Origin of the sequence: Emticicia sp. (genome assembly GCF_043780375.1) — a bacterium.
Lineage (GTDB): Bacteria > Bacteroidota > Bacteroidia > Cytophagales > Spirosomataceae > Emticicia.
In genome coordinates this window covers 1-16,272 of record NZ_JAYWCU010000302.1, presented here as the reverse complement: position 1 = coordinate 16,272, position 16,272 = coordinate 1, and the positions used below count along the sequence as shown (strand labels likewise).

At 33.7% G+C, this 16,272-nt stretch carries 13 protein-coding genes; 11 read left to right on the top strand and 2 right to left on the bottom strand.

Annotated features, from left to right (window positions below):
• Window positions 1-143 precede the first annotated feature (143 nt).
• Together pheA and ACH2CJ_RS21915 are read right to left on the bottom strand one after the other, a co-directional pair.
• On the bottom strand, window positions 144-1,217 hold the full coding sequence (gene pheA, locus ACH2CJ_RS21920) for a chorismate mutase (RefSeq protein ID WP_394996769.1): 1,074 nt from the start codon (window positions 1,215-1,217) through the stop codon (window positions 144-146).
• 222 nt (window positions 1,218-1,439) lie between these two features.
• Window positions 1,440-3,329 carry a DNA topoisomerase IV subunit B gene (locus ACH2CJ_RS21915; RefSeq protein ID WP_394996766.1) on the bottom strand — a complete coding sequence of 630 codons (1,890 nt, stop codon included), beginning with the start codon at window positions 3,327-3,329 and terminating at the stop codon, window positions 1,440-1,442.
• A gap of 78 nt (window positions 3,330-3,407) precedes the next feature.
• Here ACH2CJ_RS21915 and ACH2CJ_RS21910 point away from each other — a divergent pair, with 78 nt between their 5' ends.
• The 11 genes from ACH2CJ_RS21910 to ACH2CJ_RS21860 form a co-directional block, all read left to right on the top strand.
• Complete coding sequence (locus ACH2CJ_RS21910; RefSeq protein WP_394996764.1) at window positions 3,408-5,984, top strand: SLBB domain-containing protein; 2,577 nt, start codon at window positions 3,408-3,410, stop codon at window positions 5,982-5,984.
• Window positions 5,985-6,019: 35 nt separating this feature from the next.
• Complete coding sequence (locus ACH2CJ_RS21905) at window positions 6,020-7,117, top strand: hypothetical protein (protein WP_394996762.1); 1,098 nt, start codon at window positions 6,020-6,022, stop codon at window positions 7,115-7,117.
• Between the two features lie 113 nt (window positions 7,118-7,230).
• Entirely contained in the window at window positions 7,231-8,064 is an 834-nt protein-coding gene (locus ACH2CJ_RS21900) for an ABC transporter permease (protein WP_394996760.1), read from the top strand.
• 99 nt (window positions 8,065-8,163) lie between these two features.
• Window positions 8,164-9,408, top strand: a complete 1,245-nt coding sequence (locus ACH2CJ_RS21895) for an ABC transporter ATP-binding protein (RefSeq protein ID WP_394996758.1) — start codon at window positions 8,164-8,166, stop codon at window positions 9,406-9,408.
• Between the two features lie 54 nt (window positions 9,409-9,462).
• On the top strand, window positions 9,463-10,542 hold the full coding sequence (locus ACH2CJ_RS21890) for a DegT/DnrJ/EryC1/StrS family aminotransferase (protein WP_394996755.1): 1,080 nt from the start codon (window positions 9,463-9,465) through the stop codon (window positions 10,540-10,542).
• A gap of 12 nt (window positions 10,543-10,554) precedes the next feature.
• Window positions 10,555-11,535, top strand: a complete 981-nt coding sequence (locus ACH2CJ_RS21885; RefSeq protein WP_394996753.1) for a glycosyltransferase family 2 protein — start codon at window positions 10,555-10,557, stop codon at window positions 11,533-11,535.
• Entirely contained in the window at window positions 11,532-12,632 is a 1,101-nt protein-coding gene (locus ACH2CJ_RS21880) for a glycosyltransferase family 4 protein (RefSeq protein ID WP_394996750.1), read from the top strand. Before ACH2CJ_RS21885 ends, ACH2CJ_RS21880 begins: the two co-directional genes overlap by 4 nt.
• A 3-nt stretch (window positions 12,633-12,635) precedes the next feature.
• Window positions 12,636-13,214, top strand: coding sequence for a D-sedoheptulose 7-phosphate isomerase (lpcA, locus tag ACH2CJ_RS21875; RefSeq protein ID WP_394996748.1), 579 nt, complete (start codon window positions 12,636-12,638; stop codon window positions 13,212-13,214).
• 4 nt (window positions 13,215-13,218) lie between these two features.
• Window positions 13,219-14,376 (top strand): glycosyltransferase family 4 protein, encoded by a 1,158-nt coding sequence (locus ACH2CJ_RS21870; protein WP_394996745.1) that lies wholly within the window; start codon window positions 13,219-13,221, stop codon window positions 14,374-14,376.
• Between the two features lie 23 nt (window positions 14,377-14,399).
• A complete protein-coding gene (locus tag ACH2CJ_RS21865) occupies window positions 14,400-15,380 on the top strand; it encodes a glycosyltransferase (RefSeq protein ID WP_394996742.1) in 981 nt (326 codons plus the stop codon).
• A gap of 13 nt (window positions 15,381-15,393) precedes the next feature.
• Window positions 15,394-16,272: glycosyltransferase family 9 protein (locus ACH2CJ_RS21860; RefSeq protein WP_394996740.1), on the top strand; the 879-nt coding region annotated here is incomplete at its 3' end.

The following is a 16,272-nucleotide window of genomic DNA, read 5'->3' as shown; positions in this document are numbered from 1 at the left end:
GCGATTTTTGCGATTTTCCGAACGAAATAAAGGATAGAAGGAGTGTTTCCTATCTTTGAATAAAGATAGGAAAATTGCATTTGAAAATTGAATTTACTTGTTCTAAATTACTAAGAATACGAGAACTCAGAACTTTAAATTATTTAAGTGTTTCGCACGTAGCTCCCCAGCCATTTAATAGCATTACGGTGTTTCTTGAAAACCTTCTGAACATTTTCGTCTTGATAAAAGCCTTCTAATTCCATAAAAAACCAAAAATTAAAATCTTCATCACCTTTATAAGGTCGGCTTTCAATTTTGGTTAAATTGATACCTGATTTTTTGAAATCATGTAGAAAACTTGCCAAAACACCTGGTTTCTCAGTATCAGTAAGGCGAGCAATAATGGTAGTTTTATCATTACCACTTTTTAAATTAATAAAGTTTTTTGCCAAAATATAGAATCGAGTTCTATTCTGACTATTATCTTCAATATTATTAAAAAGAACAGGCAATCCAAAAAGTTTTGCAGCAATTTCGGAACATATTGCGGCACTTTCTGGGTCTTCGGCAGCTAATTTGGCAGCTTTTGAAGTTGATTCGACTTGAATTTCCTCAGGTTGAGTCTGTTCAAAATATTTATTCAAAAAACCTCTACATTGACGAAAAGCGATGTCTTTAGAGTATATACGTTTAATTCGTGAAGGATTTTCGGATTCGGTTGCTAATGCAAAATGTACCGGTATTTTTAGTTCGGCAGCTACATTTACATTCATTTCATTCAGCAAATCAACTGTTTCGAAAACAATGCCTTCTTGGTTATTTTCAATCGGGATTACACCAAACTTTGCCCGTCCAGTATCTACTGCCTCGAAAACAGATTTGATGGTTGGTAAAGTCATATATTCGGTCATTGCACCAAAGCGGCTTTCAGCAGCTTGATGTGTAAAACTTCCTTCTGGGCCTAAAAAGGCGACTCTTTCTGGCAATTCAATGTTGCGTGCTGCTGCAAAAATCTCTAAATAAATAGCATCAATTGCTTCTTTGTTCAAAGGCCCACTATTTAATAAATTCATTCTATCCAAAATCTGTTTTTCTCGCTCAGGGCGATAAATGATTGCTTTGGTCGAACGCTTAATCTCCCCTACTTTATGTACCAAAGTCATGCGTTGGTTTAATAAGGTAAGTAGCTGATTATCAATTGAATCAATGTCTTTTCTTACGTCGTCGAGAGTCATTTTTGTCTATTAGGTTGGTTAAATATCATTCTCAATAATCACAAATTTAAGTAAAAACCTGTGATTATGTCCATTTAAATAATTTACAACTCTTATTTACTCATTTTAGGAAAAACTAAGCCCAACGGGCTTAAACATATTATAGCCCCTAAAGTATTTCGGGGCTATTCATGTTTAAGGCTTTCAGCATTTGCGTGCGTAACTTGAGTTTATTACATACTATTACTTCATTTCCAAAATCTCGGCTAAGACCTCATCAATTTCATCTTTTTCGACACGTAAATTATCAATGATAAATTTCTGGCGTTCGGGTGTATTTTTACCCATGTAATAACTCAAAATTTTAGAAATAGAAGATTCTTTTTCCAAAATAACTGGTTCAAGACGAATATCTTCACCAATGAAATTTTCAAATTCGTCGGGTGAAATTTCTCCCAAACCTTTAAATCGAGTAATTTCTGGTTTTGGTGAAAGTTTGGTTATGGCTTTTTTCTTTTCATCATCAGAATAACAATAAATTGTTTCTTTCTTATTTCTAACCCTGAAAAGTGGGGTTTCTAATATATATAAGTGTCCTTCACGAACCAAATCTGGAAAAAACTGCAAGAAAAATGTAAGTAATAACAAACGAATATGCATGCCATCAACGTCAGCATCGGTTGCTACAATGATTTTATTATAACGCAATTCCTCTAATCCACTTTCGATATTGAGAGCGTGTTGAAGTAAATTAAATTCTTCATTTTCGTAAACAATTTTTTTTGTCAAACCAAAACTATTCAACGGTTTTCCACGAAGACTAAAAACTGCCTGCAATTCAGGATTTCGAGCTTTGGTAATTGAGCCACTGGCCGAATCTCCTTCGGTGATAAACATAACGGTATCAAAACGCTTTTCATTTTTTTCATCGTCTAAATGAAAACGGCAATCTCTTAACTTTTTATTATGTAAATTTGCTTTTTTAGCTCGTTCATTTGCCAATTTTCTTACACCTGCCAATTCTTTTCTTTCACGCTCCGACTGTTCTATTCGCTTTTTCAAGGCTTCCTTCACGGCAATGTTCATGTGCAGGAAATTATCTAATTTTTCTTTCAAAAAATCACTTATAAAAGTACGCACCGTAGTCGAATTTGGTTCAGGAGAGATTGTTGCCGAGCCTAATTTTGTTTTGGTTTGAGATTCAAAAATAGGTTCTTGCACTCGAATCGAAATAGCGGCAATAACTGACTGACGTATGTCTTCGGGCGAATAATCTTTATTAAAATGCTCTCGAATTGTTCGAACCAATGCTTCTCTAAAACCAGAAAGGTGAGTGCCACCTTGGGTAGTATTTTGTCCGTTTACAAAAGAGTAATATTCTTCTCCATACTGATTTCCATGCGAAAGAGCCACTTCAATGTCCTCACCTTTTAGATGAATAATTGGGTAGCGTAGAGAATCTTCATCAGTTTTTCTTCTAAGTAAGTCTAACAGTCCATTTTGTGAAATGTATTTTTGCTTATTGAAAACAACTGTCATACCTGCATTTAGGTAACAATAATTCCAAATCATAGCTTCCACAAACTGTGGAATATAATGATAATGCTTAAAAACAGTACCATCAGGTTCAAAAACGACCAATGTTCCATTTTTTTGGTCAGAGTCTATTATTGCCGACTCATTAGTCAATTCGCCCTTATCAAACTCTGCCCATTTTGATTTTCCATCTCTAAAAGCATGCACTTTAAAATAAGAAGAAAGGGCATTCACTGCTTTCGTACCTACGCCATTCAAACCAACTGCTTTCTGAAAAGCCTTGCTGTCGTATTTAGCACCAGTATTAATTTTTGATACTACATCAACCACTTTTCCTAACGGAATCCCACGCCCATAATCTCTTACCTCTATCCTACCATCATCGAGTTTTATTTCAATCGTTTTGCCATAGCCCATTGCGTACTCATCAATACAATTGTCCATAACCTCTTTCAAAAGAACATAAATTCCATCATCAGCCGACGACCCATCACCCAACTTTCCGATGTACATACCTGGGCGTAAACGAATATGCTCTTTCCAGTCAAGCGACCGAATGCTGTCTTCATTATAGGTTGCTTCTTTAATCTCAGCCATTTTTTATTATAATATTTTGAAGTTTGGGTTTTTATATTTTACTTTGTCTTTCAAAGTTCTTTTTAATACATACTTACCATGGAAAAGCAAAAAAACAAAAAATCTTGCGTTACTTTGCATAGATTTTCGGCCATCAACTATAATAACATCGAAAGAGATTTGACAAATAACGTTATTGATATGAAATTAAGCAAGAATAGTTTTTCACAATTTTTTCTCAAATTTACGCTTTTTACATTTATTCTAAGCAATTCTTTTGGACAAAATCCTGTTGCAACACCTACAGGCCCAACTACGGCTCCAATAACAATACCAAATAATACCCCAACAGGAAATCAGAATGGTACAGGAACGCAACAAACGCCCAATATACCATTGCCAAATAAAGCCCGTGTTTTGCCTACCAACGACCCTAATGCACAAAGAGTAACGGGCATGAATGCTGCCGACCAGCGAGCAATGACTAAAGAAGATTCTTTGAGAACAATAAAAGAGCAAGAGGCCAATGAAGATGCCGCTAAAGCTACTTTACGGAGAAGAATATTTGGCTATAATTATTTTAATACGGTTAAATTTGACCCAAGTCCAGCTATTAATATTGCTACACCAAGCAACTATGTATTAGGCCCAAATGACCAATTAATTATTGATATTTACGGGTATTCTCAAGCAACATATAAACCTATTGTATCTCCAGATGGATATATTACAATTGACAGAGTAGGCTTGATTTATGTTTCAGGCTCTTCTATTGAGCAAGCCAAAGAACGCATTATAAATCGGCTTGCAAAAGTTTACATTGGTTTGCGACCATTTTCGGGTTTTGAACCGAATACTTTTTGTAATATATCGTTAGGTGCTATCCGAAGTATTAAAGTAACTATAACAGGAGAAGTTATTGCTCCTGGTACTTACACACTATCGTCACTTTCTACCACTCTAAATGCTCTTTATGTGTGTGGTGGACCAAATGAAATTGGAACTTATCGAAAAATTGAAGTCATTAGAAATAATAAAATTGTTTCAACTTTTGACTTGTATGAGTTATTGATGAATGGTACAGCAAAAAACAATATAATATTACACGACCAAGATGTAATTCAGGTTTTACCATATATTTCTCGAATCGCAGTACAAGGATACACCAAACGAAATGGTTTATTTGAACTTTTGGAAGACGAAAAATTGAATAAAGTTATTGAATATGCTGGTGGCTTTAACGCTTATGCTTATACACATCGTTTAAAAATTCACCGAAATACTTCTCGAGAAAGAAAGATTTTGGATATCATGGCAAAAGAAATAAATACATTTGATGTACAATCGGGAGATTCGGTTGTGATTGAACGTGTATTAACGAGATACGAAAATATGGTTACGATTGGCGGAGCTATTTACCGCCCTGGTGAGTACTCATTAGAATCTAACCCCACTCTTACACAATTGATTTCATCTGCCGAAGGTTTGAAAGGCGAAGCTCTAATTGGTCGTGTTTCAATAATTAGAACAAGAGATGATATGATAGTTGAGAATATCGCTGTCAATTTAGATGATGTTTTGAAAGGTCGCTCGGCCGATATTGCTTTGAAAAGAGAAGATATAATTACGGTTCCATCAATTTTTGATTTAACCGAACCCGCCTATATACATATCCAAGGGGCATTAAATAACCCCGATGCTGAAGCAGGAATTGAAATACCTTTCGTGCGAAATATGACCATTGAAGATGTACTTGTAAAAGTAGGTGGTTTATCAGAATCTGCTTCGTTATCAAGAGTTGAAGTTATTAGAAGAAAAAGAAATGTAGACCCAACATCAACAAATGCTCAAATTTCGGATATTTACAACTTTGATATAAATGCAAATCTAAATGTTGAACAAACAGGCACTAAGTTTATTTTGTTACCTTTTGATGAAATTTTCATTCGAAAATCACCCAATTATATCAAACAAACTTTTGTTGAAATCCAAGGTGAAGTTATTTTTCCTGCTAAATATGGCATAAAAAGTAAAACTGAAAAGATTTCCGACATCGTACAACGCTCGGGTGGACTAACCCCACAAGCATATTTAGAAGGTGCAACACTTGTACGTGAAATTCAATTAAGCGAAATTGAAATCGCTCAACGACGACAAGCCATCAATGAAATATCAAATAGTGTAAAGGGCAATCAGATTGTTGAAGTGGAAGATGTTGATGCCACCAAAAATTCGTCGATTGGTATTAATTTAATTAAAATTATGCAAAATCCTGGCTCAAGTGAGGATATGATTTTACAAGATGGAGACATTATACAGATTCCAAAAAGATTAGAAACCGTGCGTGTACAAGGTGAAGTATTATACCCTACAACTGTTAAGTTTTTAGATACTAAAAGTTTCATGAATTATATTTCGCAGGCGGGTGGTTTTACAAAAAGGTCTTTACGAAGTAAATCATATATATTATATGCTAATGGCTCGGTTGATAGAACTCGTAAAATTTTGTTTGTAAATATATATCCTAAAGTTGCTCCAGGCTCTGAAATCATTATTCCTCAGAAAACTGCTACAACACAACAACAAATCGCTCAAGTACAAGGTTTATTTACAACAATTGGAGGAACAGTTTCGGCTTTACTGAGTATTTTTGCGATATTCCAACTAAGTAAATAATATTTACAATTTTTGTTATTAATTAATTAAAAAAAATGGCAGAGTATCAAACCATACAAGAAGAGCAAATAAGTACCAAAGATTTATTAAGAAAAATCATTGCCGTATTCAATCTTATTGGGAGTCAGTGGAAACTACTTTTGATTAGTGTTGGAATTGGCACTTTGATAAGTATTGTACTTGATATTAAAGACCTAAAAGAAACAGAGTATAATGGTGAAATTCAATTTAACTTAGAATCAGGCGGTAACGGACAAAATCCAATGGGTGGCTTAGGTGGTCTTGCCAATGCTTTTGGTGTGGGTGGAATGGGGGTAGCAACTTCAAATGATTTATTTAGTGGTGGTAATTTTGGGCTCATGGTATCATCAAAAGCATTGTATGAAAAGGCTTTAATGAAAGAAGTGACAATAGGGGGGAAAAAGACTTTATTTATTAATTTTTATAAAGACAGCAGTGATATTGCAAAAAAAGAATGGGGTGGTGATTTATTGCACGAACCCGATAAAAAGGCAATAGCTTATCGTTTTCAACCTAAAAAACCGAATGATTTTACAAAAGTTGAAAACATAATTATTGCTACGATTTATGAAAAATTAGCTGCACAGACCCAATTACAGCCATTGGATAAAACTGGGTCAATTATGATATTATCATCTATTACAAATAGCGAACTACTTACTAAAGTTTGGTTGGAAACGCTCTTAGAATCTTTGAAAGAATTTTACATAGAAGTACGTACTCAAAAAACCAGAGAAATTTATGATATTCAAGTAAATAGACTTCGAGAATTAGAGGGAAAACTAAATTCTACTGACCGACAATTAGCGACTACCAATTTTCAGAATCTAAATGCAGTTGACCCCACAGCTCCCATGAGGCAGCAACAACTCAATCGGAGCAATAATTTTATTTCGAATCAATATTTTACTCAAATGGCAACAGTAGAGCAATTAAAAATGGCTCTCATACACCAAACACCATTGTTTACCGTTTTGCAACCCGTTCGCTTGCCTCTACTTCAAAAAACATATACTATTGGAGGAAACACTAAGACGGGAGCATTTTTAGGATTTTTCCTTTGCTTAGTTTTTATTATTATTAGAAAAACCTATCAAGAATTGATGAGCTAAAAAAAATTTGCGATTATAAGAATCATAGAATAGATCATTATCAATCGTAAATCTAAAATTAACAATCATCAATCTTATCTTATTCTCCTTAAAATGAAAGTTGGAGTTTTTAAATGAAAAAAGAAAACGAAATTATAATAAAAGCTGGAAAATCAACACTTAACTATTGGCGTGAGGTTTGGCGGCAAAGAGAGTTATTCTGGATTTTGGGTAAGCGTGATGTAATGGTTCGCTACAAGCAAACTATTTTGGGTATTGCTTGGGCAGTAATCCGACCTTTACTTACTGCAATGGTGATGGTCTTTGCTTTTGGGAAAATTGCTAAATTGGAACAAGTATCTTCCATCCCTTATATGCTGGTAGTTATTCCCGGTGTAATTATTTGGTTGTTTTTTTCACAATGTCTTTCACAAATCAGTAATAGTATTGTTGGCAATGGAAACCTTGTTTCAAAGGTGTATTTTCCAAGAATGATAATCCCATTTAGTTCTTTGTTAGTCGGTTTACTTGATGCAATAATTGCCTTTGCAATGTTTTTTATATTTTGTTTTTACTACCAATTTCTCCCAAATTGGCATATAATATTTGCCCCTATTTTCCTAATTCTGGCTTATCTTGCTGCCTTTGGTGCCGGTCTTTTTGCTTCGGTGCTGAATGTAAAATACCGAGATATTGGTCAAATTATACCATTTGTAGTGCAATTTGGTTATTTTATTTCGCCAGTTGCCTACACAGTCGATATTTATAAAGATAAATGGTGGTATTCTATTTACAACCTCAACCCTGTTGTTGGTGCAATTGATGGCTTACGCTGGTCATTGCTAAATGATTTTTCTCCATTCAATTGGCAGAGTTTTTTGCCACTAATCGTTTTTGTGATATTTTCAGTCATTACATCAATTTGGTTTTTCCGTAAAAATGAAAACTCTTTTGTTGACCATTTATAGGTGTTATGAAATAGGTTTTAGAAGAAATATTTAGAAAAATTCCATTTTCAAAAATTAAAATAAAAAAGCATATAGCCCAATGCTTATACTAATCAATAAATGAAGGCAATTTCAATAGAAAATATTTCAAAAAAATACATTCTTAGTCATAAAAAGAAAAAGTATCAAAACATCAAAGAGACCGTTTCCGGATTTGTGAGCGAACTTTTTTCAAAAAAAGACGACGAAGAAACAAAAGAAGTTTTTTGGGCTTTACGAAATATCAGTTTCAGCATTGACCAAGGTGAACGTATCGGAATCGTCGGAGCAAATGGTGCTGGAAAATCAACTTTATTAAAAATTTTAAGTCGAATCACCGAGCCAACTTATGGGGAAGTAAAAGTACGAGGTCGAATGGCGAGTTTACTTGAGGTAGGCACAGGCTTTCACCCTGAATTGACTGGAAGAGAAAATATTTTTCTGAACGGAGCAATTCTCGGGATGAAACAACACGAAATCAGAAGCCAATTCGATGAAATCGTTGATTTTGCAGGAATCGAAAAGTTTTTGGATACACCCGTAAAACGCTATTCATCAGGTATGTACGTGCGATTGGGTTTTGCTATTGCGGCACACTTAGAACCTGAAATTTTGATTGTAGATGAGGTTTTAGCCGTAGGCGATTCGGAGTTTCAGAAGAAATGTTTGGGCAAAATGAATGACATTTCAAGCAGTGGACGAACCATAATATTTGTAAGCCATAATGTAACGGCCGTGCAAGGCTTGTGTAATAAAGCGGCATTTTTGCAAAAAGGAAATTTGATAAAATATGGCGAAGTAGGCGATGTTTTGCATGATTATATGTCAAGCATTTCGAAATTTCAATTACAACAAAATTGGGAAACACCCGAAGAAGCTCCTGGAAATGACTTAGTTCGGATAAAGAAGATTGAGGTTGTGCCAGAATTGGTCGATGGAAGCAATAACATTGATGTTCGAACACCCCTAAAAGTAAATTTTGAATTTTGGAATATGCTCGAAACCGCTCAATTAAATTTGAGTATGTTTTTATATAATATGACTGGCGAATGTGTATTTAATGTTGGCAGCCCTGCAAAAACATTTTCAAATGGCTTAATAAAAGGAATGCTCGAAATTCCAGGAAATTTTTTAAATGATGGTTCATATTACATTTCAGTAATGATTGTAAAAGATACAGCCGACCCCATTTATTTTATGGAAGATGCCATAAGTTTTGATGTTGCCGATTTTAGAGAAGGAACAAATTGGTACGGAAAGTGGCCTGGTGCTGTACGTCCAATTAATATCCCAGTTCAAACATGGAAAGTAGATGGATTGCTTTAAAATTTCAACAATTCAGTTAAATTTGTATCCACGATTTTAGAAAACACAAAACGAGTGACAATAAACGTAACCAAATCTTTTTTACCTCCTTTTGAAGAATACCAAGAAGCAATTAAGGGTATTTGGGAAAACACATGGCTGACTAATAATGGACCTTTGGTCAGAAAATTAGAAAATCAATTAAAAGAATATTTGGGTGTACAAAACTGCTTATTTGTTGGAAATGGCACGATTGCTCTTCAAATTGCGATCAAAGCAATGGAATTAAAAGGTGAAATTATCACTACCCCGTTTTCATATTGTGCTACTACAACCTCCATTCTTTGGGAAAATCTTAAACCTGTTTTCGTTGATATTGAACCAGAAACATTCAATATAAATGCCAACTTGATTGAAGCCGCTATCACTGAAAAAACATCGGCAATAATGGCCACTCATGTTTATGGTCGTCCTTGTGATGTAGAGAAAATAGAACAAATTGCTAAAAAACACAATTTAAAAGTTATTTATGATGGAGCTCATTGTTTTGGAGCAACTTATAAAGGAAAATCAGTTTTGTCTTATGGCGATGTAAGCACTTGTAGCTTTCATGCAACCAAAGTCTTTCATACAATAGAAGGCGGATCGGTAATTTGTAATGACCAACAATTACATACAAAACTTGAGCTTTATCGTAGTTTCGGACATAGAGGCGATGACTATTTCTCGATTGGTATTAATGCTAAAAACTCCGAATTTCATGCGGCAATGGGGCTTTGTAACCTACCCAAAGTTGATGATATTATCGAAAAAAGAAAAATTATTTCGGAGAAATATGATTCGTTACTGAATTGGGTGAAATTAAAAAGGCCCACTCAAAATATTCCAGATTTTAAATATAATTATGCATATTACCCAATAATTTTAGAATCTGAGCTAAAATTACAAGAAATAACTGAGGCATTACAAAAAGAAAATATTACTCCAAGAAGGTATTTTTATCCTTCGTTGAATAAACTCCCCTATTTAGATTTTTATAATTCTTGCCCTGTTTCTGAAAGTTATTCATTGAGAGCCTTGTCTTTGCCCTTATATTATGATTTGGCGTTGAATGATGTCGAACACATTTCAGCAATTATTAATCAAACTCTTTAATCCTTCGCATCGTTGATAACTGTTTCTATCATAATTGTCAATTATCGTACGCCCGAACTAATTGTTGAATGTATCAAAACAATCGAACAATTTACGACTAAAGTAAGCTATGAAGTGATAGTAGTAAACAATGCCTCCAAAGGCGATGACGAAGGGTTTATCAAAAGTCAGTTTCCTACAACTCGTTGGTTATCAATGAATTATAATGCAGGATTTGCTCGTGCAAATAATGCAGGAATGAGAATGGCTCAAGGAAAATACATCCTTTTGCTTAACTCCGACACCAAACTTTTCGAGCCTGTAATTGACCGTTGTGTAGCCCAATTAGATGCTCGGCCCGATGCAATTGCGGGCGGAGCATATCAAGTTTTTCCTGATTTATCGCCTCGTGCATTTTATCATACTTTTACTTTTCGACGAGAATTTTGGATTGTTCCACCCAAATTCAGAAAATACCTACACTCGCTTATTCGCCCAACAAAATATGACGACCCCGAACAAGTTGATTATATTGCAGCAGCTTTTTTGATGGTCAGAAAAGAGGGGTTTGAGCAAACTGCTGGCTTAGACGAAGAATTCTTTCTTTACGGTGAAGACACCGAATGGGGTTATCGACTAAGTAAATTGGGTAAATTACTGGTTTTTAAAGATTGTAACATTATTCATGAAGAGTGGGGAAGTAAACCTGAACGCTACGACGAAGCTCAAAATTATACTTATTTTAATCGTTTCGACCCCCAAATACAATTATCGAATATCGTTTGGATTAGAAAGCAATATGGAGTTTTGCATTTCTTGGCTCTTATGTTGCACTATTGGCTATGGATACCAACTTTCTTTTTGATGAAAATTGTTTCAAATACTTTGAAAATAAAAAATCCATTTAGTGAACTAGACAATCAAAAGAAATTTGCAAGGATGATTTCAGTATTTTCTTCGTATTTTTGGCAAATTTTATTAAAAAAGTCGACTTTTTATAAAATTAACAAATGAGTAAAAATAAAATTCTTTTCATAACTCCCACAGGCGGGCGAACGGGTTCAGAAATGCTACTTTGGTATTTGCTCAGTCGTTTATCTGGAAAAATCAAGACGGCAATTTATACACGTCAAGATGGAGAACTTTTTTCCAATCATTCTACTGCCGACAAAACATTTATTAATCGCACAAAAAAAGGCTTTCTTTATAAAATTTACGAAGGAATTTACCATAAAATCTTCAAAATTACGCCCGAAGAGACTAAATTAAAGAAAATCCAGAGGCAAATAAAAGCCAATAAATGGTATTTGAATACATTAATGATGCCCGAATTTGCAAAATTAGCCCAAAAATTACAAATTCCATATTTTCTTCATGTGCATGAATTAGTAACGATTTATGACGAAATTCGCTATCAAGATTTCAAGTTCCAACTCGATAATGCCGAAAAAATCATTTGCTGTTCATCAATTGTCGAGAAACGAATCAGGCAAATGGGCTATAAAAACACGATTTTACTTCACTCATTTATTGATACCGAAAAGATAATTGTTACGCAATCGCCATCACAAATACGAGAAAAATTAAATATTCCAAACGATGCCTATATTTGGGTAATGTCTGGCTCAATGAACTTGCGAAAAGGCTATGATTTAGTACCTGATTTATTTCAGTTTTTGCCAAAAAACACTTATATCCTTTGGTTAGGAAGTATAAAAGAAACAGGTGTTTTACATTATATTCGTCAAAGAACAAGCCTTGAAAAGTTGAATTTTATAGAAATTGGCGAAAAATCAAGCGAATATTATGATTATCTCAACATAGCCGATGGCTTTGTGTTGATAGCCCGTGAAGACCCTTTTCCTTTGGTAATGATGGAAGCTGCTTTTCTTCAAAAGCCTATAGTTGGCTATAATTCTGGTGGAATTTCGGAGTTTGTGCAGGAAGGTATGGGTGGCGTAATTGATAGTTTTAATCCAAAAGATTTATCGGAGTTAATGCTAAAAGTACAAAATAATTTAATAAAAATAGACAAAGAAAAACTAAAAAAACGAGCAATGGAGTTTGATATAAAAAATCAAATTAAACGCTGGGACAATATTTTTAATTAAAATATGACTAATTACAACGAAATACTCACTGAATTACAAGAAGCACAAAAAGTTTTAAACGATTTTATCGCTTCTCCCGAAAACCTTAAAAATATTGAACTTGCAGCAGATTTAATGGCAAATTCCATAAAATCAGGCAATAAAATCATTTCTTGCGGAAATGGAGGTTCACATTGCGATGCCATGCACTTTGCAGAAGAACTTTCGGGGCGTTACCGTGAAAACAGAAAATCGTTGGCGGCCATTGCCATTTCAGATGTCAGTCATATTTCCTGCACAGGCAATGACTATGGTTTTGACTATATTTTTTCAAGATTTATTGAAGGATTAGGTTGTAAAGATGATGTTTTGTTAGGGATAAGCACCAGCGGAAATTCTAAAAACATCATTAATGCCACCCTCGCAGCCCGTGAAAAAGGCATGAAAGTTATCATTTTTTCGGGTAAAGATGGAGGAAAATTGGCAGGATTGGCTGATGTTGAAATAAGAGTACCACATTTCGGCTATGCCGATCGAATTCAAGAAATCCATATCAAAGTGATTCATATTTTAATCATGCTGATTGAAAAAAAAGTGCTTTAAAAACATGAAAATTCTTTTCATCAGTCATGATGCAAATCGAGCTGGAGCTCAACTTTTTTTGTTAAATATTATGCAATATTTACACAAAAAAGACGTGTCTATGTACTTGCTTCTGCTGGGTGACGGGGTTTTAGAAAAACAATTTGCAGAAGTTTCTTCTGTTTACAAATATCCAAAACCAAAAGAAAATAATAGTTTTTACAGTAAAACGATTTCAAAATTAATCCCCAAACAAGATAGGCAAAAGGCACAGTTATATTCGTCGTTTCTTTCTGAAAACTTTGACTTAATATATGCCAACACCATTGCAACTGCATGGGTACTTCCCGAACTTTTGGGTTTTATTAAAACTCCTTTAATTACTCATATTCATGAACTCGAATTTTCGATTCAGCTTTATTCGACCAAACAAGATCGAGAGTTTTTGTTCAATAATACAACCAAACTTATTGCTTGCTCGAAAGCTGTTGCCGAAAATATCGTCGAAAAACATCATTTTTCTGCTGAAAAAACTGCAATTATTCATTCATTTATTGACAATGAAAAAGTCATAAAAAGGAGCCAATCCACTAATATTGAAGCAATTAAACAGAAATATAATTTACCCAAAGATTCTTTTTTGATTGGTGGCTGTGGCAATGCTGAATGGAGAAAAGGAATTGATATTTTTGCGTTGATTGCCAGTCAAGTTTTAGAACTTTCTGAAGAAAATACTTTTCATTTTGTGTGGGTTGGTGTGAAAAAAGAAAGTGAATATTACGAACAAATTTGCTATGATATTAGAAAATTAGGCATCCAAAAATATATTACTTTTATTGAGCAAACGCCAGATGCCATCGAACTTATCACTTGTTTTGATATTTTCACATTGGTTTCTCGTGAAGACCCATTTCCATTGGTAATGCTCGAAGCGGCTATCGCTCAAAAAACAATCATAGGTTTTGAAAAAACGGGTGGTTGTTCCGAATTTCTCGAAACAGATGCAGGAATACTCGTTCCGTACTTGAATACCAATAAAATGGCGTTGAAAATAATAGATTTGTACAAAAATCAAACATTTGCACTAGAATTAGGTCAAAATGCCAAAGAAAAAGTATTAAATAAGTATAGTTTTGACAATTCAATTGTTAAAATTGAAGAATTACTAAATCGTTATTCATAAATCCAAAAATCGTAAATTCCTTCATGACTCTCGCATTTACCCTTTGTTCGGTCAATTATCTTGCTCAAGCTCATACTTTGGGTGATTCTTTGAAGGAACAAAATCCTGATATTAAATTTATTATTGGCTTGGTTGATAAACTCGAAACAAAAGATATTGACCAAACAAAACTTCCCAAATACCCCATTTTGGAAGTGCATAAAATCAATATTACTCATTTCAATGAGATGTGTAATCTGTATGATATAACTGAACTGAATACTGCAGTAAAGCCTTATTATTTTGATTATTTCTTAAAAAATAGACCAGAAGTAACCAATATTATTTACTTCGATCCTGATATAATTATATTTGATAAATTAACTCATCTATCTGAAAACTTAGAAAAATTCAATATTGTTGTTACTCCTCACATCACTACACCTTATACTGATGATAAATGGCCGAGCGAAGAGGCAATGATAAATACAGGCATTTACAATTTTGGTTTTGTTGCTATTCATCGCTCCGAAACATCTCAAAAAATGATTGATTGGTGGTGCAACAAACTGGAAAAAGAATGTAAAATAGACCTTTGTAATGGGTTATTTGTTGATCAACATTGGGCTGATTTTTTTCCTATTTATTTCGATAAAGTATTGATAGATAAGAATTTAGGTCAAAACATGGCGTATTGGAATTTGCATGAACGTTTTTTATCGATTACCAATCAGAAATGGTTTGTAAATCAACATACTCCATTACAGTTTTTTCATTATAGTGGTTATCTGATTGCAAAGCCTACCGAAGTTTCAAAATATCAAAATAGAATTACTTTTGAAGATAGGCTCGACATTATACCAATCTTTGAATTATACAAAAATTGTTTATTAAAAAACAATGAACTTTATTGGAAAAATTTCAAATGTGATTATATCAAGCCACCTAAAGTGAAACGCTTATTAAGGGTTAGAAAATATGCTAAATTGCCTCTTGAAAAATTAGCTTTGATAATTGAATCTTGATTATAATTAAAACATGCAAAAATTTATTGCCCTTTGGTTACATCGGTACAAAAAATATACTCATTTATTTAAAGTCTATTTTTATTTCTTTAAAGTCTATTTGAAAATCTGGCTTTTAAAAATCAAGTTTGGTGGAAAAAGAAAAATTATTGTGATTGTTCTAACTCAACAATTTGGCGATATTGTTGCAAGTGAACCCATCTCGCGTCAAGTCCGAAAAGAAAATGAGAATGACTATATTTTTTGGATTGTGAAACCAAGTTTTAAAGAACTACTTTCAAATAATCCAAATATTGATGGAATTATTGAAGAATATTGTGCTAATCAACGAAAACTATTGTTAGATTCTAGTATTTTTGATAAAGTTTATAACCTACAATTTCGTAATAATAGCTATTGCTCCATCTGCAATATTTATGTTGATAACTTGGAAGCTGACGCTGAAAATATAACTATACATAATTACTTCTTTCAAGGAAATTTGTTGACTGTTCAACAAAAAATAGCAAAACTTCCAGTAGATGACATTGCACCTATTGTCTATATTATTAATCAAGAAAAGATTAAAATTGATTCATTAAACCTTCCTGAAAAATTTATAGTTATTCATTGTCAATCTGCACAAAACAATAAAAATTGGAGTAGTTTTAAGTGGTTAGCATTAATTGAATATCTGTTACAAAAAACCGATTATCAAGTAATTGAGATTGGCTTGGCGAGCGATTTGAATACCAATCAAATAAAGTACACAAATCTGTGTGGAAAGCTAAGTCTTCTTGAAACTGCGGAAGTTATCAGACGAGCACAATTATATATAGGTGTTGATAGTGGGCCCGCACATCTTGCTAATGCCGTAAATACATTTGGCATTATCATGGTTGGCAAATTAGAC

What these genes read in the sequence shown, in the direction of transcription:
- ACH2CJ_RS21865 (WP_394996742.1), top strand. Translation starts at nt 14,400, where the DNA reads ATGACTCTCGCATTTACCCTTTGTTCGGTCAATTATCTTGCTCAAGCT.
- ACH2CJ_RS21870 (WP_394996745.1), top strand. Translation starts at nt 13,219, where the DNA reads ATGAAAATTCTTTTCATCAGTCATGATGCAAATCGAGCTGGAGCTCAA.
- ACH2CJ_RS21915 (WP_394996766.1), bottom strand. Translation starts at nt 3,329, where the DNA reads ATGGCTGAGATTAAAGAAGCAACCTATAATGAAGACAGCATTCGGTCG.
- pheA (WP_394996769.1), bottom strand. Translation starts at nt 1,217, where the DNA reads ATGACTCTCGACGACGTAAGAAAAGACATTGATTCAATTGATAATCAG.
- ACH2CJ_RS21880 (WP_394996750.1), top strand. Translation starts at nt 11,532, where the DNA reads ATGAGTAAAAATAAAATTCTTTTCATAACTCCCACAGGCGGGCGAACG.
- lpcA (WP_394996748.1), top strand. Translation starts at nt 12,636, where the DNA reads ATGACTAATTACAACGAAATACTCACTGAATTACAAGAAGCACAAAAA.
- ACH2CJ_RS21910 (WP_394996764.1), top strand. Translation starts at nt 3,408, where the DNA reads ATGGAAAAGCAAAAAAACAAAAAATCTTGCGTTACTTTGCATAGATTT.
- ACH2CJ_RS21900 (WP_394996760.1), top strand. Translation starts at nt 7,231, where the DNA reads ATGAAAAAAGAAAACGAAATTATAATAAAAGCTGGAAAATCAACACTT.
- ACH2CJ_RS21905 (WP_394996762.1), top strand. Translation starts at nt 6,020, where the DNA reads ATGGCAGAGTATCAAACCATACAAGAAGAGCAAATAAGTACCAAAGAT.
- ACH2CJ_RS21895 (WP_394996758.1), top strand. Translation starts at nt 8,164, where the DNA reads ATGAAGGCAATTTCAATAGAAAATATTTCAAAAAAATACATTCTTAGT.